Source organism: Pelagibacterium sediminicola (genome assembly GCF_003390885.1).
Classification (GTDB): Bacteria; Pseudomonadota; Alphaproteobacteria; order Rhizobiales; family Devosiaceae; genus Pelagibacterium; species Pelagibacterium sediminicola.
The window spans coordinates 27,903-48,980 of record NZ_QMEL01000006.1 but is presented as its reverse complement, the minus strand read 5'-3'; the positions used below and the strand labels follow the sequence as shown (position 1 = coordinate 48,980).

Sequence of the window (21,078 nt, the reverse complement as noted above, 5' to 3'; positions counted from 1 at the left end):
TGAGCCCCCCTCTCCCCTTGAGGGAGAGGGGCTGGGGGTGAGGGGTGCGCGATCCCTCCCCCCTCGTCCGGCCTATCCCTCTTTCCACTCACCGCCTGACCTCCCACTTCGTCCGGCGCTCGCCGCTCTCGTCCTTGTAGTCCATCAGCTGGATACCCTGTTCGAGCAGTTCGGCGCGGATGGCGTCGGCCTTGGCGAAGTCTTTTGCGGCCAGCGCGGCAAGGCGTTCGGTGACGAAGTGTTCGGGGTCGAAGGCAGGTTGCACGTCCCGGCGAGCCAGCGTCAGGCCCAAAAGCTCATAGGCTGCCCTGAAATCGGCCGGGGTGATGGCACTGTCCTTGCGCTGGGCGCTCAGCCAGTTGATGGCGCCGGGGGTATTGAGATCGTCGGCCAGAAGAGCCACGAATTCAGTAGGCGCTGTTCCGGCCTCCACACCCTCGACATATTCGTGGGCACGTAGCGCGATGCGTTCGGCCTCCTCCAGCCGCGCCACGGAAAAATCGATCGGCTCGCGGTAGTGGGTCATCAGCATCGCCAGCCGCAGCACTTCGCCGGGCCATTTCCGGCCACCGAACGTGTCGGTTTCCAGCAGGTCGTGGATGGTGATGAAATTGCCCTCGGACTTGCTCATCTTCCGGCCCTCGACCTGAAGATAGCCGTTATGCATCCAGTAGTTGGCCATCATGTTGGTGCCGTGGGCGCAGCGGGACTGGGCGATCTCGTTTTCGTGGTGGGGGAAGATCAGGTCCAGCCCGCCGCCGTGAATGTCGAAAACCTGGCCCAGAAACGTCTCGCTCATCGCCGAGCACTCGATGTGCCAGCCCGGCCGTCCCCGGCCCCAGGGGCTCTCCCAGCCCGGTTCGTCCTCGCTCGAGAGCTTCCAGAGCACGAAATCGGCGGGATTTTCCTTGTGGGCTTCGACCGCGACACGGGCACCTGCGATGTTGTCCTCGAGTTTGCGCCCCGAAAGCTGGCCGTATTCGGGCATGGATTCGACGCGGAACAGCACCTCGCCGCCCGCCTCATAGGCGTGGCCCTTTTCGATGAGGCTTTCGATGATCGCGATCATGTCGCCGATATGTTCGGTGGCGCGCGGCTCGTGGGTGGGCTCCAAGCACCCGAGCGCCTGCGCATCCTCGCGGAACCGGGACGCGGTGGTTTCGGTCACCTTGCGGATCGCTTCGTTGAGCGGCAGACCGGGGAAGTCGCGGAGGGCGCGGGCGTTGATCTTGTCGTCGACGTCGGTGATGTTGCGCACATAGGTGACGTGCCGGTCGCCGTAGAGATGCCGGAGCAGGCGGAACAGCACGTCGAACACGATAACCGGGCGCCCGTTGCCGATATGGGCGAAATCGTAAACCGTGGGGCCGCAGACATACATGCGCACATTGGCGGGATCGATCGGCTTGAACGCCTCCTTATTCCGCGCGAGCGTGTTGTAGAGCCTGAGACTGGTAACGAGCGCCATCGAAAAGAGTCCCCACATGCGGTGTTTCACGCTGGCAGCGGGTCCAATCCGGTCTTGGGGATCAAAGAAAACCGCGCCGCCAGCGAGTGGTCAGCGAATAATGATGCAGCCGATAATGCAGATCGGTTTAACGGTTTTCATGGCGTGCACAATGGACTCGGGAGACGCGCAAATCAAGCGCGAAAAGGACGGCGCGCCAGCAGGTTGGGCAATTCAGCGGGCCAGCAGCGTCACGTCCTGTTCGATGGCGCCGAACACCGAGCGGCCATTTTCATCGACGGCCTCGATACGCACCCTGTCGCCGGGCTTGAGGAAAGGAGTGCGCGGGGCGCCGATCTTGATCTTTTCCATGGTCCTCGCCTCGACGATGCAGGAAAAGCCGATGCCGTTGCCCCGGATGGGCAGGATTTCCTCGTGGGCGTTGGCGACGGTGCCCGAGCCGATGATCGTGCCGGTGCCCAACTCGCGCGTGCGGGCGGCTTCCACGATGAGGTCAGCGAAATCGAAGCGCATGTCGATGCCTGCGTTGGGCTGGCCGTAAAGGCTCTTGTTGACGTGCGAGCGCACCTTGAGGTGCACGCGGTTGTCGCGCCAGTTCTCGCCAAGCTCGTCGGGGGTGACGAATACCGGGCCGAAACTGGTCGAGGGCTTGGCGTGGAAGAACCCGAAGCCGTTCTGGAGATCGTCGGCCACCAGCCGCCGCAGGGAGACATCATTGCAGATGCCGATGAGGCGGATGGCCGCCGTAGCCTCTTCTTTTGAAGGCATCATCGGCACATGGGCGGTGACCACAGCCACCTCGGCCTCGAAATCGATGGCCAGATCACCCTCGGGGACGACGATGGGCGCGGTGGGGCCGGTCAGGCTGTCCGAAGCCCCCTGATAAAGCAGCGGGCGCTGGTCCTGCAATTCGGCGTCCCTCGATCCCTTCAATGAGCGCACCCGGTCGAGGTGGACCATATAGCCCGCGCCATCGATCCACTGGAAGGCGCGAGGGATCGGGGCCAGCGCCTCGGAGGGCACGAAACGCATTCCGGCGATCTCGTTATTGTCGAGCTGGTCGGAGACGGCGCGCAGGATCGGGGCGCAACGGTCCCAGTCGTCAAGCGCCGCCTGAAGGTTGGGGGCGATCCGCCCCGCAGAAGCGAAGCGCGACAGGTCGCGCGAGACGATGACGAGGTGGCCATCCGGGCGGCCATTACGGAGCGTTGCGAGTTTCATGGGGGGACTATACCGGACACGTGATTGGCGTGAAGACCGTTTCAGCAGTTAGAGCATTCCCTGTTTTGATGGAATCAAAACAGGGAATGCTCTAAGTCTTTGTTATATCGCGTTTCCGAACCGCATAAGTGGTATCCACTTATGCTGGAAACGCTCTACAGTCTTGCTTTGCGGGAAAACGCCGCGTACCCCAATTGGCGATGCGGCGCGGGTTTGGTTTCATGGGACATGGCAGGGATTTGCGGTTGAGTTCCCTTGCACGGCTGATGCTGGCGGTCATGGCGGCGCTTACGCTTGTTGCCGCCGACATGTCGGTGGCGCTGGCCCAGAACCAGGCCTGTACGCAGATCATCGCGCTGTTGCGCGGGATCGAGCGCAATGTCGCCTATACCAACTACCAGAACATCGTTGCCAGCCTGCGCCAGACCGAGAACCGCGTGCGCCAGGACGAAAGCACGTGGATTCGCGGCGGGTGCCAGCAGGCGCTCAATGCCGGGCAGGCATTGAGCGGACAATGCCGGACGCTCGCCCAGGCCATCACCAGCGGGCGCTCGCAGGTGCAGCAACTGACCGGCGCGGCGCGCGAGGGGCAATCGCTGGCCCAGAACCGGGAGCGGCTGCTCCAGGATTCGGCACGGTTCAATTGCAGCGCGGGCGGCAACCAGAGCGGGGCCGCCTTCCCCGGCCAGCGCCAGCCGCTGCTCAACCAGATCTTTGGCGGCAACGATCCCTTTTTCGGCGACGACTACAGGGAATCCCCGTTCGATCCGTGGTCGACCATGGCCACGCGCCGTACGGTTTGCGTGCGGACCTGCGACGGGTTTTACTGGCCGATCAGCTTTTCGACGACCGACGATTTCATCGGGCAGGACGCCATCCGCTGCCACGAGATGTGTCCGGGCACCGACGTGCTGCTGTTTTCATACCGCAATCCGGGGGAAGAGCCCGAGGACATGATTTCGCTTTCCGGCGCCCCGTACCGCTCGATGCCCTATGCCTTCCTTTTTCGGCAGGAGGTTGCCGAAAACTGCTCGTGCCGGCAGCGCGAGGCGCTTGGTTCGATCACCATGGGCGACGGCGAGGACGGGCAGTCGCGCGCCATCATCGCCTTCGACGAGGTGACCTTCCCCCTGCCCCAACGCGATCCGCGCCGTGCGGCGGAGACGGTGGTGGCCGATACCTCGGGGCTGGTCGATATTCCGCTACCGCGCCCGCGGCCGCGCGATGACGGAACCGTCGCCCCGGTCACGACGCCCGCCTCGCGCAGCGCGGCGGATCTCAGGATCGTCAATTTCGGGGATCGGCCCGTCCGGATAGTCGGCCCAGAGACGCCTTTCGTCCCACGAGCGGAAGAAGCGTCCTGAGTTCAGGCCCATCGGGTCGCCCGGTCAGCGCCAACCGCAGCGGCATGAACAATTGGCGCCCCTTGCGCCCGGTCTTTTCCTTGAGCGCGCTGGTCCATGCCGCCCAGGTGGTCTCGTCCCACGGCTCGGGGGGTAACAGGCCGGTCGCGGTTGCGATGAAATCGGCGTCATCGGCTTCGATCACGGGCGTGATGCCGCCATCGACCAGCTTGCGCCATTCGGCGATGTCATCGAAGCGGGTGAGATTTTCCTTGAGCACGTCCCAGACCGCCGGATCGGTGATGCCGTAATCGGCAAGCCGCGTCCTTGCCGTTTCAAAATCCATGGCGTGGATCATGCGCGCGTTGAGCGTCGCCAGTTCCGCCGGATCGAAGCGGGCGGGGCTGTGGGAGATCATCGCAAAATCGAGTTTTTCCGCGATCGCCTCAAGGCCGGGATAGGGCTCGACGGGCAGCGACGTGCCGGTGACCGAGGCCATGATGGCAACCGCCAGAGGCTCATAGCCTTCGGCGCGCAAATCCCGCAGCGAGAGCGAGCCCAGCCGTTTGGAAAGCCCCTGCCCTTCGGCGTCGGTCAAGAGATTATGGTGGCCGAAGGCCGGGGCCGTCGCGCCAAGGGCCTCGAACAGCTCGATCTGGACACCGGTATTTGAGATATGATCCTCACCCCGGATGATATGGGTGACGTCCATCTCGATGTCGTCGACGACGGAGGTGAAGGTATAAAGATAGCTGCCGTCCTCGCGGATGAGGACGGGATCGGACATCGACGCGGTATTGACCGTCTGAACACCCCGGACAAGGTCGGGGAAGGTGACGGCGCGGCCATCGAGTTTGAAGCGCCAGTGCGGCTTGCGGCCCCCCGCTTCAAGCTCTGCGCGATCCTCGGGGGTGAGGTTCAGCGCCGCGCGGTCGTAGATCGGCGGGCGGCCGAGCGCGCGGGCCCGCTTGCGCTTGCGGTCGAGTTCGTCGGCGGTCTCGTAGCAGGGATAGAGCCGGCCTTCCGCGATCAGCCGGTCGCGAGCCGCATCATAGAGCGGCAGGCGGTCGGACTGGCGGACCTTGAGGTCGGGAACGATGCCCAGCCAGGCGAGGTCCTCCTCGATGGCATTCGCGAATTCCTCTTTCGAGCGCGCGGTGTCGGTGTCGTCCAGCCGCAGGATATATTTGCCGCCATGGCTTTTGGCAAACAGCCAGTTGAGGACAGCCGGGCGCGCATTGCCCAGATGCAGCAGGCCCGTGGGGGACGGCGCATAGCGCACGACAACGTTCATGGCGAAAGGCTCCCGTCGCGATAGCCCGAGGTGATGGGGTATCTGCGCCCGATGCCGAAAGCCTTGGGCGTCAGCTTGGGGCCGGGCGCCGCCTGACGGCGCTTGAACTCGGAGATATAGATCAGCCGCTCGATGCGCGCGACCAGATCGGCCTCGAACCCCTCGGCGGCCAGTTCGGCAATGGAGCACTCTTCTTCCACCAGCCCGGTGATGATCGCATCGAGCACGGGATAGGGCGGCAGGCTGTCCTGATCGGTCTGGTCGGGACGCAGTTCGGCGCTGGGGGCCTTGGTGATGATTTCGGGCGGAATGACGATGCCGGAGGGGCCGTGCACGTCGGAGGGATGGTAGCTGTTACGCCACGCGGCCAGCTCGTAAACCTGCGTCTTGAGCATGTCCTTGAGCGGGTTGTAGGCCCCGTTCATGTCGCCATAGATGGTGGCATAGCCCACCGCTACCTCGGACTTGTTGCCGGTGGTGATGAGGAGCGAGCCGAGCTTGTTGGAGATCGCCATCAGGATGGTGCCACGCATGCGCGATTGCAGATTTTCCTCAGTGATATCGGCGGGAAGGCCCGCGAAGAGGCCCTGAAGTTCCCTATTGGCCGCATCGACCGCACCGTCGATGGGTATGATGTCATAGCGCACCCCGAGCGTTTCCGCGCAGGCCCTCGCGTCGCGCAGCGAGGCCTCGGTGGTGTAGCGGTAAGGCAGCATGATGCAGTGGACGTTTTCCGGCCCAAGCGCATCAACGGCGATGGCTGCAACGACGGCGGAATCGATGCCGCCCGAAAGACCCAGCACCACGGACTGAAAACCGTTCTTGTGGACGTAATCGCGCAGGCCGAGCATGGCCGCGTGCCACGGCGCTTCCTTGACCGGCACGAGGTCGGTGACGAGACCCTTGACGCAGCGCCAGCGCCCCGCATCCTTCTGCCAGTCCGACATCACCATGTCCTCGATAAAGCTCTTGCCCTGAAAGGCGAGCGACCCATCCGGGTTGATGCCGAAGCTCGCGCCGTCGAACACCAGTTCGTCCTGCCCGCCAACCTGGTTGGAATAAAGGAACGGGATGCCGGTTTCCCTGACCCGCCGGCGCACGAGATCGAGCCGGATGTGCTGCTTGTTGCGCCAGTAGGGCGAGCCGTTGGGACAGAGCAGCATCTCGGCGCCGCGCGCGGCAAGCGTCTCGCAGACCCGGTCATGCCAGGCGTCCTCGCACACCGGAACTCCGATGGTGAGGCCCTTGATCGTCATGGGATCGGGGAGAGCGCCGGGGGTGAAATAGCGCTTTTCGTAGAACACGTCGTCGCTGGGCAGTTCGACCTTGTAGCGCCGGTCGATGATCGCGCCGTCTTCGGCAAGGATGACCGCGTTGTAGAGCTTGCCATCCGCGCACCAGACCGTGGGCAGCAGGACGGAAACGTTGAGGCCCTTGGTTGCCTTGGCCAGCTCCCGCGCCGCCGACATGGCTTCGATGACGAAGCGCGGCTTGAACAGCAGGTCCTCCGGGAAATAGCCGGTAAGGTAAAGCTCGGTGAACATCAGGATGTCCGCCCCCGCCGCCTCGGCCTCGTCGAGCGCCTTCCGCGCCCTCGCCAGATTGTCGCCGATCGCGCCAACCTTGGCGTTGAGCTGGGCCAGGGCGATGCGGAGCGTTTCAGTCACGGGCGGGTCCGGGATGGAGGGGAACGGGTCGGCGCAAGACTTATCTTGCGCGGGCGATGAGAGCAAGGCGGCACGAAACGCCGGACGGCAAGCCCTCCGGCGTCAGTATCGCTCGTGATGAACGTCAGAAGCTGGCGGTGAGCTCGACCACGGGGCCCCAGCGGAAGGTTTCGACATAGCGCTGCGCGCTGCCGGGATCCGACATGACATGGCCGTTGAGATAGGTGCCGCGCACGCCGCCGCGGATGGTGAACATGTCGGTGGGATGGAACCCGACCATCACCTCGGCGGAGCCCCCATAGAGCGAACCATCGAGATTGGAGATGGTCGTGGGGCCGTCCGTGTTGCGCATGGAACCGGAAACGACAGAATAGGGGATTGCAGCCACTTCGGCGTTGATATCGAAAACGTCGGCCACCTCGACCCGGCCGGAAACGCCGAGCCTCAGGCTGTGAATATCGAGCCCGATATTGCTGGGCGCCTCATGGGTGAATTGATAGCCGCCGAAAACGCCGAGCCGCATGCTGCCCGTGTCGAGCGGCGTATATCCGAAATCGGCGACGCCGTACGAGATGCGCCCGATCTGGTAGGCGCTGGTCTGTACCCCGTTCGTGCTGTATTCGCCATCGGCGATGGCGCCGAACCCGATATGCCCCTTGAGATAGGTCGAGGTCGAACGATCATCGATCCGCAAATGCCCCTCGAAGGAATGGGCCGTATCATTCGCCGAATAGGTGTTGCCGCCCGTCTGGAACGACTGGCCGCCCCAACTATAGAAATAACGCAGCCCCGCCTCGAAGGTCAGCGGGTCGTCATAGGTATAATCGACGGGATAGGCCGGTTTGAAGGCGGGCTCTTCATAGGACGACACGCCCCAATCAGCCGCGTGCACGGCCCCTGCCCCGGATGCCAGCGCTGCTGCCGCAATTATGAGGACGTAACGGGACATCGGCCCCCTCCAGATCAATCGAGATACATGCCAATGCACCCGTTATGACGCTGTTAGGGTTAAAGTTATGCTAAGCGGTCTCTTGAACTCACCGCTGGCACCGTTGCTTTTGGGAGATGGCGAACGTCTCGGCTCTTTCGCTTCCTTGAGGGGGAGGGCAATCGCATATGTTTCGGCTTACGCCGACTCCCCCCCTCCCAACCTCCCCCACAAGGGGGGAGGTGCTGGCCTTGTGCGTCGGGAGACAACAAGGAAAAGGAAACACCCTCCCCTTGATGGGGAGGGCTGGGGTGGGGTGAAGCCACACACGCAGATCCAGATGCGATAGCCCTGCCTTGAAAGGGAACGCGAAGCCGGTTTCGGCTCAGTAGCCCACGGCCTGCCTGGGCTGGCCGTTGCGCTGGCCGTGCATTTCCTCGGCGATGAGGAAGGCCAGTTCGAGTGCCTGGGAGGCGTTGAGGCGCGGGTCGCAGTGGGTGTGGTAGCGATCCGAAAGCGAGGCTTCGGTCACTGCCGAGACGCCGCCGGTGCATTCGGTGACGTCCGCCCCGGTCATTTCCACGTGCACGCCACCCGCGATGGTTCCCATCTGGCGGTGAATGTCGAAGAACGACTTCGCTTCCGAAAGGATGCGCTCGAACGGCCGGGTCTTGTAGCCCGAGGATGCCTTGATCACGTTGCCGTGCATCGGATCGCAGCACCAGACGACGGTGCGGCCTTCCGTCTTCACCGTCTCGATGAGGCGCGGCAGGTGGTCATCCACCTTGTCCGAACCGAACCGCGCGATGAGCGTCAGCCTTCCTGCTTCGTCATCGGGGTTGAGCGTATCCATCAGGCGCTTGAGGTCCTCGCTCGACAGCGAAGGGCCGCACTTGACGCCGATGGGGTTCTTGATGCCGCGGAAATATTCGACATGGGCATGATCGGGATTGCGCGTGCGGTCGCCGATCCAGATCATGTGGCCCGAGGTCGCGTACCAGTCGTTGGTGATGGAGTCGCGGCGGGTCAGCGCCTCTTCGTAGCCAAGCAGCAGCGCCTCGTGGGAGGTAAAGAACCTGGTTTCGCGCAATGCCGGGGTGTTTTCGGGGTTGAGTCCCAGCGCTCCAAGAAATTCGATGGCGTCCTCGATCTTCCTCGCAACCTCCTCATAGCGCGGATACCAGTTGGAATCCTTCATGAAGCCCATCGTCCATTCGTGAACACGGGTGAGGTTGGCGAAGCCGCCCGAGGAGAAGGCACGCAAAAGGTTGAGCGTCGCCGCCGACTGGCGGTACGCTTCGAGCTGGCGCAGGGGATCGGGCGTGCGCGCTTCGGGGGTGAAATCGATGCCGTTGATGATGTCGCCCCGGTAGGAGGGCAATTCCACGCCACCGATGGCTTCGATATCGGCCGAGCGCGGCTTGGCGAACTGGCCCGCGATGCGGCCAACCTTCACCACGGGCTTGGAGGCGCCATGGGTCAGCACCACCGCCATCTGCAGGAAGGCGCGGAAGAAGTCGCGGATATGGTCGGCCGCGTGCTCAGCGAAACTTTCGGCGCAGTCGCCGCCCTGCAAGAGGAAGGCTCTCCCGGCTGCGACCTCGGCCAGATTGGCCTTGAGGTCGCGCGCCTCGCCTGCAAAAACCAAGGGGGGAAACGAAGCGAGCCGGGCCTCGACCGTCTCGAGCTCTGTCTGGCTCGGATAGGTCGGGACCTGCAGGATTGGCTTGTTCCTCCAGCTGTCAGGTGTCCACGTGCTCATCATTTCACTCGCTTGTTTCAATAGCTAAAGCCCCGCGGGAACGCCGCGAGGGTGAGGTGGTCTACCAAGTCGGGCCGCCAATGCCAAGTAGCCTATAGTATGGCGCGTTGTCTCATGGCCGGGGTCAGGCGGCGTCTACGGAAATCACAAGACGTTGACCCAGTGCATGGAGTGCTGCAGACAACTGCGGTATTTTGGTCGCGTGATAAGGATCAAGCAGACGGCGCACGGCTTTTTCATCCCAATCGAGGCGGCGCGCCAACTCCCTTTGTGAAATTTCCGCCGCCGCAAATGCTTCGAGCACCGCAATCTTGGCGGCAACATCGGGTTCTGGCGCAATAATGGTCTGCCCTTCCGATGGCATCGGTAGTTTTCTGCCCTGCCTGAGATATTCGAGCATGACAACACCGAGTGCGTCGGCTCCATTGGCGCGGGCTTCGATATCCCCAACGCCCTCGGTGATGGCCTCCGGGAAATCCGGGAAGGTCACGACCGTCACCGCCGGATCGTCTCCGGGCTCGAGCAGAACGGGATAGGCATAAGTTCGCATGTTCTCAAAACTCCATCGCCGGATAGCCTGCCTAATCGAGACCCAACGCCTTCCTAATCTTGCGCGCGGTCTTTGGATCAATCTCGCGCTACGGCAGGGTGGTAAAGCGACCGCCCACGTGGATCATCGCGTGACCGCCCTTCCCTCGCCCCTTATGGACGGAAAAGTAAAGGCCCAGAGATTTGGCCTCTTTCCTGATCGCAGCGATGAAACGGTCACGTTTTTCCATCGGCGATCCACCCGGCAAGGCTCAATTATCGGACAAATTTGTCCGCATCTCAAGCATATTCGGACAAATCTGTCCGCAGAATCTCACACCGTCACCTTCTCCCCGTCCACGACGCGATAGGTGGGCAGTTTGAGCGTCACCAGTTCTTCCGCCGCCGTTGGGTGGATGGCGATGGTGCGGTCGAAGTCGGCCTTGGTTGCGTTCATGCCCATGGGGATGGCGACGAGCTGGATCATCTCCCCTGCCCCCGGCCCCAGAATATGACAGCCGAGCACCCGGCCCGTGGCGGTTTCGGTGATGAGCTTGAACATCATCTTGTCGGGCCGCTCGGACATCGTATTCATCATCGGGCGGAAACGGGCGATGTAGACGTCTATAGAGCGGAAGCGTTCGGCGGCAAGGTCCTCGGACAAGCCCGCGGTACCGATTTCCGGCTCGGAAAAGACCGCCGTGGGAATGAGATCGTAGGGCACCCTGGTGGGGGTATTGTTGAAGACGGTCTGGGCGAATGCCGCGCCCTCGCGGATCGCTACCGGGGTCAGCGCGGCGCGGCCCGTGACGTCCCCCACCGCGTAGATCGAGGGGCAGGACGAGCGCGAATAGGCGTCGACGACGATTGCGCCGGTCTGGTCGCGTTCGACGCCCGCGCTTTCCAGCCCCAGCCCGGATGTGTTGGGGTGGCGACCGGTGGCGAACATCACGGCATCGAAGCATGCCTGTTCGTCATGGGAGAAGTTGACGCAAACGCCTTCGCCTTCCTTTTCGAGCTTGCTGATGTGATAGCCGTAGCGCAGGCGTACGCCGCGCTCGCGCAACGCGTCTTCCAGCCCTTCGCGCACGTCCGGGTCGAACCCGCGCAGGATGCGGTCGCCGCGATAGACGAGGGTCGTATCGACCCCCAGGCCCGAAAAGATCGTTGCGAATTCCACCGCGATATAGCCGCCGCCCTCTATAAGAATGGTTTTGGGCAGAGTTTCGAGATGGAAAGCCTCGTTGGAGGTGATGCCCAGTTCGGCACCCTCGATGGACGGCTTGAACGGCGCGCCGCCGGTTGCGACCAGAATGTGCCCGGCCTTGAGCGTCTCGCCCGATTTCAGCGCCACCGTATTGGGACCGGTGATCGTTGCACGGTCGTGGAACAGGGTCACGCCGGACCCGTCGAGCAGTTTTTCATAGATGTTTTCGAGCCGGGCGATTTCCTTGTCCTTGTTGGCAAGAAGGGTCGGCCAGTCGAATTTCGCATCCACCTGCCAGCCGAAGCTGGGCGCGACATCGAACAGGTCTGGAAAGCGGGAGGCATAGACGAAGAGTTTTTTTGGCACGCACCCCCTGATGACGCAGGTGCCCCCGAACCGGTATTCCTCGACCACCGCGACCTTTGCGCCAAAGCCCGCCGCCATGCGCGCCGCACGCACACCGCCCGAGCCGCCACCGATCACCACAAGATCAAATTCTTCACTCATTGCCCAGACTCTTCATTTTATCCGCCACTAGATCATTTCACGTTTTGATTGAACCGGCACAGAGCGGCGCGTTTTGAAGGATCGCGCTGGATTGCCGGTAATGAATACCGGAATGACACTGGTGATTTTGGCAAGCTGCTGCCTAAAACTCCACCGTCACCCCGGTACTTGTTACCGGGGGCCAGAGCACGGTTTCCACAAAGCGTACAGCCTCGGTGATTCCGTCAAGACCTGAACCGCTCTAATGTGGACCGCCGCTCCGCGTAAAAAAACCCCTCGCGCGGGGCAAGGGGTTTTCATTTGTCCCGGATCGGGGGCAAATCAGACGCTATAGCCTTCTTCGCGCAGAATGGCACGAACACGGGCGAGGAATTCGCTCTCGGTATTGTTCCTCCAGACACCGAGGACGATCTGCAGATCCTGGTTGATGCCGGGATTGTTCGCGAGCAGCTTCTGGCCCACCTCGCCATTATAGAAGACAAGGATTTCCTCGAGCTCTTCCTGGGTAAACCGCATCGCATAGATACGCGCGAACTGGTTATAAAGCTCGGACTTGCGTTCGAGATATTCGGCATAGGCGGCATCGATGGCCTCGATGACCGGATCGGTCAGTGCCGGGTCCTGCTGGACGAGCACGCGCATGGTGTTGAGCCCGATCTCGATAAGCTCGTTCTCGTAAACCGCGGCGCCATCGGTCATATCGACATATGAGCGGGCGGCGGCGAGGTGTTCGGGAGAGATTTCCTGCTGGGCGCGGGCAACCGACATGCCCGAGACCGCGATGGCGCCTGCGAGCAAGAGCGCCACGGGAAGGCGGCGCAAGGAAAACGTTGTGGTCATTGTGCGTTCGGTCCCTTCCAAGTTGCCGTTCGGCATCGTTGTTCAATCGCGGAATCGAACCGGAAAAGTCTCCAGCTTTTCCTGATCCCGCTTCAGTCATCGATCAGACAGGCGGATAACACCATCCGGTGCCGCAAGATAGGCCTCATGGCACAAATCGAGGAACAGGCCGTGCTGGACGACGCCAGGAATGTCCAGAAGAGCCCGCGAGAGTGCTTCTGCGTCGGAAATACGGCCAAAAGATGCGTCGAGAATGTAGTGGCCGCCATCGGTCATGAACGTCGCGCCGTCCCTCTGGCGCAGCGCAAACCCGCCTTCGGCTCCGAACCGGTCCATGACCCCGGCAACGGCGCGGCGCGTTGCCGCCAGCCCGAACGGATTGACCTCGATCGGCAGCGGAAACTTCCCAAGGGTTTCGACCAGCTTGGACTGGTCGGCGATAACCACCATGCGCGCGGAGGCGGCCGCGACGATCTTTTCGCGCAAGAGCGCGCCCCCGCCGCCCTTGATGAGACGGAAACGGGCATCGATCTCGTCGGCGCCATCGATGGTAACATCGAGACTGTCGATGTCCTCCAGCGTGGCAAGGGGAATATCGAGCTCGCGGGCCTGGGTGGCCGTTGCTTCCGAGGTGGGAACGCACAGGCATTCAAAACCCCTCGCCACTCTGGCGCCCAGAAGGTCCACAAAATGCCAGGCCGTCGATCCCGTACCCAGCCCGATGCGCATGCCGGGCCGGATTTCCGCCATGGCCGCTTCGGCCGCCTGCCGTTTCAGCGCATCGCTCATCGCGCCACTCCATCGTTGAAACCATAGCAGGTTTCCGGCCTTGGCCGGGCTATGTCAACCGGACGAAAGGGGGATAGCCCCACTTTGGCGCGACCTATTGTCGCCCGATTGCAACACTTCACCGATGGGAGTGCGGAGGACTACTCAAGCTGTCGTGAAGTGCCTATGCGTGAATCGGCAATCAGATTATGCAGCGAAAGGTTTGACGAGTGGATTCGCGCGGGGCGGGCCATTCTGGAGGGGCTTGATAGCAATGAAATCTGTGTATCTGTTTTTGTCGGTCGTCCTGTTGGCGATCCTGTCGATGGGGGCAGCGTCAGCCAACCAGACCGTCCGTGTCTATGACGCCGACCTCAACACGTTCGTCGATCGCGAAACCACCGGCGCCTATGGCGGCGGAAGCCCGATCAAAAAACAGATCGTCGATTACGAGACCAACCTTGCCGTGGGCACGATCGTCGTCGAAACCAGCGAACGGCGGCTCTATCTCGTGCTCGATGGCGGCAAGGCCATGCGCTACGGGATCGGCGTGGGCCGCGAGGGCGCGACGTGGGCAGGCACCAACACCGTTTCGCGCAAGGCGGAGTGGCCGGACTGGCGCCCGACGGCCAACATGCTGCGCCGCGACCCCACCCTCCCCCGCTACATGGAAGGCGGACCCGACAATCCGCTCGGCGCACGCGCGCTCTATATAGGCTCCACCATGTATCGCCTGCACGGCACATCCGAACCCTGGACGATCGGCACCGCCGTGTCCTCGGGCTGCATCCGGCTTACCAATGACGACATCATCGACCTTTACAACCGCGTGCAGGTCGGCGCGCGGGTGGTCGTGCGGCGCTAACCTCTTCTCTTCCCCGAGTTTAAAGGCCGCCCCTTGAGGCGGTCTTTTTTTGTTATGCGGGTCTGTTTCTAAAGTGTGCGTAAAGACCTATAATCATAGCCATGCTTCATTCTGGTAGCCCAACAGCCTCATCCACGTTCCGCCCCCTGATCGACAGGTTCGGGCGGCAGGTGACGTATTTGCGGGTTTCAGTTACCGACCGGTGCGATTTCCGCTGCACCTATTGCATGGGCGAGGACATGACGTTCCTGCCCAAGAAGGACGTGCTGAGCTTTGATGAGATCCAGGCGATCGTTTCCGCCTTCGTTGCGCGGGGCGTACGCAAGCTGCGGCTGACGGGGGGCGAGCCGCTGGTGCGGCGCGACATCGTCAAGCTCATCGAAGCCATCTCCGCAACGCATCTGGCCTCTGGTGCGCTGGATGAATTGACCCTCACCACCAATGGCAGCCAGCTTGGAGTGCACGCCACGCGGTTGGCCGAACTGGGGATCAAGCGCATCAACGTTTCGCTCGATACGCTGGATGACGCGCGGTTCACGGCCATTACGCGGCGTGGGCGGCTCGGGCAGGTGCTCGACGGCATCGCGGCGGCGGATGCCGCGGGTATTGCCATCAAGCTCAATATGGTGCCGATACGCGGGGTGAACGACGATGAAATCATCCCCCTCCTCGAATGGGCGCATGGGCGCGGATACGACCTGACGCTGATAGAGGCAATGCCGCTGGGCGATGTGGCGATAGACCGTTCCGAGGCTCACCTCTCACTGCGCGAGGTGCGCGATCGGTTGGCTGAGACCTACGCGCTCGAACCCATGAACAAGCGCACCGGCGGGCCGGCGCGTTACGTGCGCGTAGGCGAGACGGGCGGAACGCTGGGATTTATCACCCCGCTTTCTCATAATTTCTGCGAAAGCTGCAACCGCGTGCGCCTGACATGCACAGGCCAACTCTATATGTGCCTGGGGCAAGACGACAAGGTGGACCTGCGGGCGGCCTATCGCGAGAGCGGGGCGGTGGGCCTCGACGCGGCGCTCGACCGGGCGATGATCCTGAAACCCAAGGGGCACGATTTCGAGATCGACCGCGCGGAGCCGGCAGTGCGGCGGCATATGTCGGTTACGGGGGGATAGACCCTATAAGCTGTTGCGCGTTTGCGGCAGCATCGCAGCCCCTCATCCGAGCTTTCGCTTTGCGAAAGCCCACCTTCTCCCACGAGGGGAGAAGGGCAACCCTGTGGAGGTTTCGGTTCTTGAGCCCCCCTCTCCCCTTGTGGGAGAGGGGCTGGGGGTGAGGGGGCCGGCGATACTTCCGCAAACGCCGGATGCCGATATGATCTACCCGTCGCTCAGCACCGCAAACTCCAGCGGCAAAGCCGTGGTGTATTTGATCTGCTCCATGGCGAAGGACGAACTGACGTCGCTGAGGGCGATCTTGGCGATGAGCTTTTTATAGAAGGTGTCGTAGGCCTGGATCGAGGGCACGACGACGCGCAGGAGATAGTCCACGTCCCCGCTCATGCGGTAAAATTCGACGACTTCGGTGAAATCCTCGACCACGGCGGCGAATTTGCGCAGCCAGGCGTCGTTGTGCTCGTTGGTCTTGACCGCCACGAACACCGTTACCCCCGCATTGACTTTTTGCGGATCGAGCACCGCAACGCGACGCTTGATGACGCCCTCTTCCTCCATCTTCTGGATACGGCGCCAGCAGGGGGTGGTGGACAGTCCCACCTTCCGCCCGATTTCGGCAACCGGCATGGTCGCGTCTTTTTGCAGCAACTGAAGAATTTTGCGGTCGAGCTTATCGAGCGCCATGTGAGCCCCTGAAATGAAATTCCGAGTCTTTGAGAAATTTTCCGCATAAATGGAAAATCATCCGCCCAGCTATAGCATTTGATGCGCTCGCATTGCCAGTGTCAAGGCGAGGCCGGAGGAAAACGCGTCACGCGGTCTCGTCCAAAACCGTTTGGGCTCCATCCGGCCCCTGACCCTAACCCTGTATTAACCATGCACGCCATAGGTTACGCCCAAGCGTAAGAGTAATCCGTTAGGCTTCGTCCGATGGATCGTGTTGTGTCCAGTTGAGTACCCGAGTTCCGATCATGCCCTCGAGTGTGGCGCATCAGGCGGCCGAAGCGCATAGAACGAGCCGCGACCAGCGGCGCAACGTGCAACGCACAGTTCTGGACGCCCGCCAGCGCCTGACGTCGAGTTCGGGCACCCGCGTTTCCTTCGATTACGACCTGCTCGACGACTATGCCTCGGCGCGTCTTTCCGGCTTCCTGCCCACCCTTCTGGTCATCGCCATTCTCACCGCCGCAGCAATCCTTTGGGTTTCCCCCAACATCGCGGCGATCTGGGCGGGGTTCGTGCTTACGGCCAATGCCGGCATTGCAATGCTGTGCCGCCAGTTCCGCCGGGCGCGGGCCGAGGCGTTCAATGCGCGGCGCTGGACGGCGATCTTCATCTCCGCCGAAACGATCAACGGGCTGGCCTGGGCGCTGATGGCGCTTCTGCCGGCGGTCGCGGGCGGGCAGGATATCCGCATCATCATCTTCGCCATGCTTCTGGTGGGGGTGGCCGTCAACGCGGTATCGACCCGCACCCTCCCCCGCGCAACGCTGGTTTCAACCCTCCCCCCTTCCCTTGCGGTGGGCGCGATGCTGGTCTGGTCGGGGGGGACGCTCAACTTTGCGCTGGCGGCGGTCGCCATGGGAGCATTCTTCTTTTTCCTCTTTCTTGCCAAGCAGTTGCACAGGTCCGAGTTGGGCAATCTCGAACACCAGCTCGAAAAGGATGCCCTAATCCTCGAACTGGAGGAAGCACGCAACATGTCGGATGAGGCGCGGCGGCATGCCGAACAGGCCAATATCGCCAAATCCCGGTTCCTCGCCACGATGAGCCACGAGTTGCGCACCCCACTCAATGCGATCATCGGGTTTTCCGAGGTGCTGAAATCCGAGCTTCTGGGTGCGCATACCGTGCCGCAATACAAGGAATATGCGGGCGATATCCACGCCAGCGGGCAGCACCTTCTCAACCTCATCAACGAGCTGCTGGACCTCTCGCGCATCGAGGCGGGGCGGTACGATCTCAACGAAGAGGCGGTGAGCCTTGGCGAGATCGCCGACGATTGCCGCCGCATGCTGGAAATTCGCGCCCGGGCCAAGAGCATCGAGCTGGTCTTTTCGCGCGAGGACGCCCTGCCAAAACTCTGGGGCGACGAGCGCGCCGTGCGCCAGGTGGTGCTCAACCTGCTCTCGAACGCCATCAAGTTCACCCCGCAATCGGGCCGCGTGGAAGTGACCGTAGGGCGCAGCAAGGATGGTGGGCAGTTCGTCAAGGTCAAGGATAACGGGCCGGGCATTCCCGAAGAGGAAATCGAGACGGTCCTGTCGTCCTTCGGCCAGGGCACGCTGGCCCAGAAGACCGCCGAACAGGGTGCCGGGCTCGGCCTGCCCATCGTCCAGAAGATCATGGACCTGCATCAAGGGCGGTTCGACCTGTTCTCCAAACTGCGCTTCGGCACCGAAACCATCGCCACCTTCCCCCGCGCCCGCGTGATGGAAGGCATGGCGCCGGTGGTCGAGCGCCGGACGCTCGAAATCTATTCGGAAGTCGGATAATTAGACGAATTGAACGGATCGCGTTCAGTTCGTTCAGTCATTTTTTTCGGGCTTCATCCTGTCGTCCCCTTTTCGATCAGCGAGCTATGGTTGGTGCCAGTGGCAGCATAGCGGTGCCGCGAAAGGCGAGGATAAATCCAGTTGGAAGCACGCGCCTGTGCCAGCACCCCTCTCCCTCAAGGGGAGAGGGGTGCTCAGGAACCGAGACATCCACGGAATCCCCTTCTCCCCTTGCGGGAGAAGGTGGCCGGAGAGAAGCGGAGGTCGGATGAGGGGTGCTACGATGCTTACTGGAAGGTGAATTGACCAGAGCTTTCGCGCTAAACCGCGCGCAAATCCTCGATCAGCGTGCCGATACCCGGGATTTCGGCGTCGTGGGGCTTGTCGCGGATGGTTTCGGCGATGCCAGCCTCGTACCAGTCCTTCATGGCGGGAAGATCGAGGAGGCGCTGGGCGTAGCGGTGTGCGGTTTCGCCCAGTTCCAGCCCGTAGGTCTGGATGCGGAAGGCGACGGGGCAGAAGAAGGCGTCCGCGGCGGTGAAATTTTCGCCTGCGAGGAACGGGCCGCCGAAGCGGCTGAGACCTTCGGTCCAGAGTTCGTCCAGGCGCGCGATGTTCTGTGCCAGCACCGGGGCGGTCTCGTGGAGCTCTACGCGCACGCCGACATTCATGCCGCAAATGTTGCGCAGGGCTGAAAAGCCCGAGTGCATTTCGGCGCTGGCCGAGCGGGCCCAGGCGCGGGCGGCCCGATCGGCGGGCCAGACCTGGGGGTGGTCCTCGGCCACATATTCAACGATAGCGAGCGAATCCCAGACGGTAACGCTGCCATCGACGAGGCAGGGCACGAGGCCGGTGGGGGAAAACTTTCGGAAGGTTTCGTAGCTGCCCGCGTCAAGGAACGGCATGAAACGCTCCTCGAAGGCAATGTCGAGCGCCTTGAGCAAAACCCAGGGACGCAGGGACCAGGACGAATAGTTCTTGTTGGCTATGTAGAGGGTGTACATGGTTTTCCTCCCAATAACGATGCCGCTGCGTTTGCCGTCAATATCGCCTGGGCCCCGGTAATGAATACCGGGGTGACATTGGAGGAGAGGTGGGCTTGAAAGCCAACCAAAACCATCATTGTCATTCCGGGATTTATTCCCGGAATCCAGCAAGCTGCAAGTGCTACAACTTTCCTTCTACCGCAGCTTCCGCGAACGTTGCCATGTTCTTGTGCAGATGCAGCGCGGTCTTGCACAGTATGGCGCCAAGCGCCGCGCCCGTCCCCTCGCCCAGCCGCATGCCCAGATCAAGCAGGCCCCTTTCGCCCAACGCTTCGAGAGCCCTTGCGTGGCCGTTTTCGGCGGAGGTGTGAGCGAAGAGGCAATGGTCGATGGCGGCGGGGTTGACGGCGTGCGCGATGGCGGCGGCGCTGGTGGCGACGAACCCGTCGATGATGACCGGAACCTTCTGGTGGCGGGCCGAAATGATGGCACCGAGCATGGCGGCAATTTCGCGGCCGCCCAGATGGCTGAGGATTTCAAAGGGGGTGTTCAGCCGCCCGGCGTGGCGCTGGAGCGCGCGGTCCACCGCATCGGCCTTGCGTTTCAGGCCCTCGTCATCGACGCCCGTGCCGCGCCCTACCCAATCCGCGCCGGTGCCGCCATAAAGCGCGGCGTAAATGGCGGCGGCGACGGTGGTGTTGCCGATGCCCATTTCCCCGATGCACAGCAGATCGACCTCGCCGGCGATGGCCTCCATGCCGTAGGCGATGGTGGCGGCGGTGGCGCGCTCATCCATCGCGGAAACGACGGTTATGTCGCCGGTGGGGACTTCGAGGGCGAGCTCGAAGACGCGCAGATTGATTTCATGCAGCGCGCAGATCTGGGAAATGGCCGCGCCGCCATTGGTGAAGTTGGCAACCATCTGCCGCGTCACCTCGCGCGGGTAGGCCGAAATGCCCTGATCGGTAACGCCGTGATTGGCGGCGAAAATCGCGACCATAGGGTCTTCGATGGTCGGCTCTGGCTTGCCCTGCCAGCGGGCGAGAAACTCGACGAGCCCTTCAAGCTCTCCAAGCGAACCGGCGGGCTTGGTGAGTTGGGCATCGCGCGCCCGCACCGCCGCAACGGCGGCTTCATCGCCATCGGGGCCGAGCATCAAAAGATCCTGAATGTCGGCAAAGGCTGAGGCGGACATGGCGACTCCGGAATTGAGGTGATAAGAGGAATGCCGTTTTGCGGCATGGAAAAGGAAAAGGCAATTGAGCCAAGGCGACACACCCTCGCCCGCCGCCCGATTTGCGCGGCCGCTTGCCGATCTGGTCATGGCGCTGCGGTTCTTTTCCCGCCTGCCGACGGGCAAGGGCACACACGAGAAGCCGGATCTTGGGCGGATCGCCCCCGTGTTGCCGCTGGCAAGCCTTGCGATCGGTGCGGGTCCGGCAGCGCTGCTTTTCGTCTTCGTCCATGCCGGGTTCCCTGCCCTTTTTTCCGCGCTTCTTGCCGTTGCCGCCGCCGCCCTCGTTACCGGTGCGATGAGCGAGGACGCGATTGCGGACGCGGCGGACGGGCTGTTCGGCGGGGCGACATCGGCGCGGCGGCTCGAGATCATGAAAGACAGCCGCCACGGCAGCTACGGAGTGCTGGCGATCGTCTTCGTCGTGGGGCTGAAGGTCGCGGCGCTCGCGGCCATCGCGGGCCACAATCCGCTGGCGGCGACGCTGGTCTGGCTGGCGGCCACGACGATGGCGCGCTCAGGGGCGCTCTACCTGCCCATGCGGCTCCCTCCGGCCCGCACGGATGGCGCGGCGGCGGCAGCGGGCGGGGTGCCGGGGAACGCCTTTGCGCTGGGGAACGTTTTGGCTCTTGTACTGGGGCTCGTCCTAGCGGGCGCTTTTACCGGGATATGGGGCTTTGTCCTCGCCTCGGGGTGCGCGGCAGTCGTGGCGCTGGGCTGGGCAAGGCTGTGCCGCAGGCTCGTGGGCGGGCAGACGGGGGATTTGACGGGGGCGGCGCAGGTGCTGCTCGAAATTGCCATATTGGGCGTGTTCATGCGCCTGATCGTTTGATGC

Annotated in this window: 19 protein-coding genes; 5 read left to right on the top strand and 14 right to left on the bottom strand. The window is 62.6% G+C overall.

Annotated elements, in window-relative coordinates; translation table 11 throughout:
* Positions 1-88: 88 nt before the first annotated feature.
* Positions 89-1,468, bottom strand: a complete 1,380-nt coding sequence (gene cysS, locus DQG18_RS10910) for a cysteine--tRNA ligase (RefSeq protein ID WP_116654454.1) — start codon at positions 1,466-1,468, stop codon at positions 89-91.
* A gap of 213 nt (positions 1,469-1,681) precedes the next feature.
* On the bottom strand, positions 1,682-2,689 hold the full coding sequence (locus DQG18_RS10905; RefSeq protein WP_116654299.1) for a fumarylacetoacetate hydrolase family protein: 1,008 nt from the start codon (positions 2,687-2,689) through the stop codon (positions 1,682-1,684).
* A gap of 245 nt (positions 2,690-2,934) precedes the next feature.
* On the opposite strand from DQG18_RS10905, the gene DQG18_RS10900 reads away from it, so the two are divergent.
* Entirely contained in the window at positions 2,935-4,053 is a 1,119-nt protein-coding gene (locus DQG18_RS10900; RefSeq protein ID WP_157970108.1) for a DUF2865 domain-containing protein, read from the top strand.
* Here DQG18_RS10900 and gltX read toward each other — a convergent pair.
* From gltX to rpiA, 9 genes are all read right to left on the bottom strand, one after another.
* Entirely contained in the window at positions 3,977-5,326 is a 1,350-nt protein-coding gene (gltX, locus tag DQG18_RS10895; protein ID WP_116654297.1) for a glutamate--tRNA ligase, read from the bottom strand. The genes DQG18_RS10900 and gltX overlap by 77 nt on opposite strands.
* Complete coding sequence (locus DQG18_RS10890) at positions 5,323-6,993, bottom strand: NAD+ synthase (RefSeq protein WP_116654296.1); 1,671 nt, start codon at positions 6,991-6,993, stop codon at positions 5,323-5,325. The genes gltX and DQG18_RS10890 overlap by 4 nt, the downstream gene beginning before the upstream one ends.
* A gap of 124 nt (positions 6,994-7,117) precedes the next feature.
* The gene (locus tag DQG18_RS10885; protein ID WP_116654295.1) at positions 7,118-7,942 is read right to left on the bottom strand and encodes a hypothetical protein; all 825 of its coding nucleotides are present in this window, start codon (positions 7,940-7,942) and stop codon (positions 7,118-7,120) included.
* A 364-nt stretch (positions 7,943-8,306) separates the two neighbouring features.
* A complete protein-coding gene (locus DQG18_RS10880) occupies positions 8,307-9,686 on the bottom strand; it encodes a class II 3-deoxy-7-phosphoheptulonate synthase (RefSeq protein ID WP_116654294.1) in 1,380 nt (459 codons plus the stop codon).
* A 121-nt stretch (positions 9,687-9,807) separates the two neighbouring features.
* Positions 9,808-10,233 (bottom strand): type II toxin-antitoxin system HicB family antitoxin, encoded by a 426-nt coding sequence (locus tag DQG18_RS10875; protein ID WP_116654293.1) that lies wholly within the window; start codon positions 10,231-10,233, stop codon positions 9,808-9,810.
* Positions 10,234-10,321: 88 nt separating this feature from the next.
* Positions 10,322-10,462, bottom strand: a complete 141-nt coding sequence (locus tag DQG18_RS16090) for a hypothetical protein (RefSeq protein ID WP_157970107.1) — start codon at positions 10,460-10,462, stop codon at positions 10,322-10,324.
* Between the two features lie 83 nt (positions 10,463-10,545).
* A complete protein-coding gene (gene gor / locus DQG18_RS10870; protein WP_116654292.1) occupies positions 10,546-11,925 on the bottom strand; it encodes a glutathione-disulfide reductase in 1,380 nt (459 codons plus the stop codon).
* Between the two features lie 321 nt (positions 11,926-12,246).
* A complete protein-coding gene (locus DQG18_RS10865; RefSeq protein ID WP_157970106.1) occupies positions 12,247-12,765 on the bottom strand; it encodes a DUF2059 domain-containing protein in 519 nt (172 codons plus the stop codon).
* 96 nt (positions 12,766-12,861) lie between these two features.
* Positions 12,862-13,554 carry a ribose-5-phosphate isomerase RpiA gene (gene rpiA, locus DQG18_RS10860; protein ID WP_116654290.1) on the bottom strand — a complete coding sequence of 231 codons (693 nt, stop codon included), beginning with the start codon at positions 13,552-13,554 and terminating at the stop codon, positions 12,862-12,864.
* A gap of 253 nt (positions 13,555-13,807) precedes the next feature.
* Between rpiA and DQG18_RS10855 the strand changes: the two genes are divergently transcribed.
* Both DQG18_RS10855 and moaA read left to right on the top strand, forming a co-directional pair.
* Positions 13,808-14,398 carry a L,D-transpeptidase gene (locus DQG18_RS10855; RefSeq protein ID WP_116654289.1) on the top strand — a complete coding sequence of 197 codons (591 nt, stop codon included), beginning with the start codon at positions 13,808-13,810 and terminating at the stop codon, positions 14,396-14,398.
* Positions 14,399-14,499: 101 nt separating this feature from the next.
* On the top strand, positions 14,500-15,528 hold the full coding sequence (moaA, locus tag DQG18_RS10850; RefSeq protein WP_116654288.1) for a GTP 3',8-cyclase MoaA: 1,029 nt from the start codon (positions 14,500-14,502) through the stop codon (positions 15,526-15,528).
* A gap of 204 nt (positions 15,529-15,732) precedes the next feature.
* On the opposite strand, the gene DQG18_RS10845 is transcribed toward moaA, so the two are convergent.
* Positions 15,733-16,212 carry an Lrp/AsnC family transcriptional regulator gene (locus DQG18_RS10845; RefSeq protein WP_116654287.1) on the bottom strand — a complete coding sequence of 160 codons (480 nt, stop codon included), beginning with the start codon at positions 16,210-16,212 and terminating at the stop codon, positions 15,733-15,735.
* A gap of 287 nt (positions 16,213-16,499) precedes the next feature.
* On the opposite strand from DQG18_RS10845, the gene DQG18_RS10840 reads away from it, so the two are divergent.
* Positions 16,500-18,023, top strand: a complete 1,524-nt coding sequence (locus DQG18_RS10840) for a sensor histidine kinase (protein WP_116654286.1) — start codon at positions 16,500-16,502, stop codon at positions 18,021-18,023.
* A gap of 320 nt (positions 18,024-18,343) precedes the next feature.
* Here the strand turns inward: DQG18_RS10840 and DQG18_RS10835 are convergent, their stop codons facing one another.
* Positions 18,344-19,027 (bottom strand): glutathione S-transferase family protein, encoded by a 684-nt coding sequence (locus DQG18_RS10835; protein ID WP_116654285.1) that lies wholly within the window; start codon positions 19,025-19,027, stop codon positions 18,344-18,346.
* A gap of 163 nt (positions 19,028-19,190) precedes the next feature.
* Positions 19,191-20,204 (bottom strand): nicotinate-nucleotide--dimethylbenzimidazole phosphoribosyltransferase, encoded by a 1,014-nt coding sequence (gene cobT / locus DQG18_RS10830; protein WP_116654453.1) that lies wholly within the window; start codon positions 20,202-20,204, stop codon positions 19,191-19,193.
* A gap of 64 nt (positions 20,205-20,268) precedes the next feature.
* On the opposite strand from cobT, the gene DQG18_RS10825 reads away from it, so the two are divergent.
* A complete protein-coding gene (locus DQG18_RS10825) occupies positions 20,269-21,075 on the top strand; it encodes an adenosylcobinamide-GDP ribazoletransferase (protein ID WP_198669740.1) in 807 nt (268 codons plus the stop codon).
* The last annotated feature ends 3 nt before the right edge of the window (positions 21,076-21,078 follow it).

Excerpts from the sequence above, each read along its gene's own strand:
- cysS (WP_116654454.1), bottom strand. The coding sequence starts at position 1,468 with ATGGCGCTCGTTACCAGTCTCAGGCTCTACAACACGCTCGCGCGGAAT.
- DQG18_RS10905 (WP_116654299.1), bottom strand. The coding sequence starts at position 2,689 with ATGAAACTCGCAACGCTCCGTAATGGCCGCCCGGATGGCCACCTCGTC.
- gltX (WP_116654297.1), bottom strand. The coding sequence starts at position 5,326 with ATGAACGTTGTCGTGCGCTATGCGCCGTCCCCCACGGGCCTGCTGCAT.
- DQG18_RS10885 (WP_116654295.1), bottom strand. The coding sequence starts at position 7,942 with ATGTCCCGTTACGTCCTCATAATTGCGGCAGCAGCGCTGGCATCCGGG.
- DQG18_RS10880 (WP_116654294.1), bottom strand. The coding sequence starts at position 9,686 with ATGATGAGCACGTGGACACCTGACAGCTGGAGGAACAAGCCAATCCTG.
- DQG18_RS10875 (WP_116654293.1), bottom strand. The coding sequence starts at position 10,233 with ATGCGAACTTATGCCTATCCCGTTCTGCTCGAGCCCGGAGACGATCCG.
- DQG18_RS16090 (WP_157970107.1), bottom strand. The coding sequence starts at position 10,462 with ATGGAAAAACGTGACCGTTTCATCGCTGCGATCAGGAAAGAGGCCAAA.
- gor (WP_116654292.1), bottom strand. The coding sequence starts at position 11,925 with ATGAGTGAAGAATTTGATCTTGTGGTGATCGGTGGCGGCTCGGGCGGT.
- DQG18_RS10865 (WP_157970106.1), bottom strand. The coding sequence starts at position 12,765 with ATGACCACAACGTTTTCCTTGCGCCGCCTTCCCGTGGCGCTCTTGCTC.
- rpiA (WP_116654290.1), bottom strand. The coding sequence starts at position 13,554 with ATGAGCGATGCGCTGAAACGGCAGGCGGCCGAAGCGGCCATGGCGGAA.
- DQG18_RS10855 (WP_116654289.1), top strand. The coding sequence starts at position 13,808 with ATGAAATCTGTGTATCTGTTTTTGTCGGTCGTCCTGTTGGCGATCCTG.
- moaA (WP_116654288.1), top strand. The coding sequence starts at position 14,500 with ATGCTTCATTCTGGTAGCCCAACAGCCTCATCCACGTTCCGCCCCCTG.
- DQG18_RS10845 (WP_116654287.1), bottom strand. The coding sequence starts at position 16,212 with ATGGCGCTCGATAAGCTCGACCGCAAAATTCTTCAGTTGCTGCAAAAA.
- DQG18_RS10840 (WP_116654286.1), top strand. The coding sequence starts at position 16,500 with ATGCCCTCGAGTGTGGCGCATCAGGCGGCCGAAGCGCATAGAACGAGC.
- DQG18_RS10835 (WP_116654285.1), bottom strand. The coding sequence starts at position 19,027 with ATGTACACCCTCTACATAGCCAACAAGAACTATTCGTCCTGGTCCCTG.
- cobT (WP_116654453.1), bottom strand. The coding sequence starts at position 20,204 with ATGTCCGCCTCAGCCTTTGCCGACATTCAGGATCTTTTGATGCTCGGC.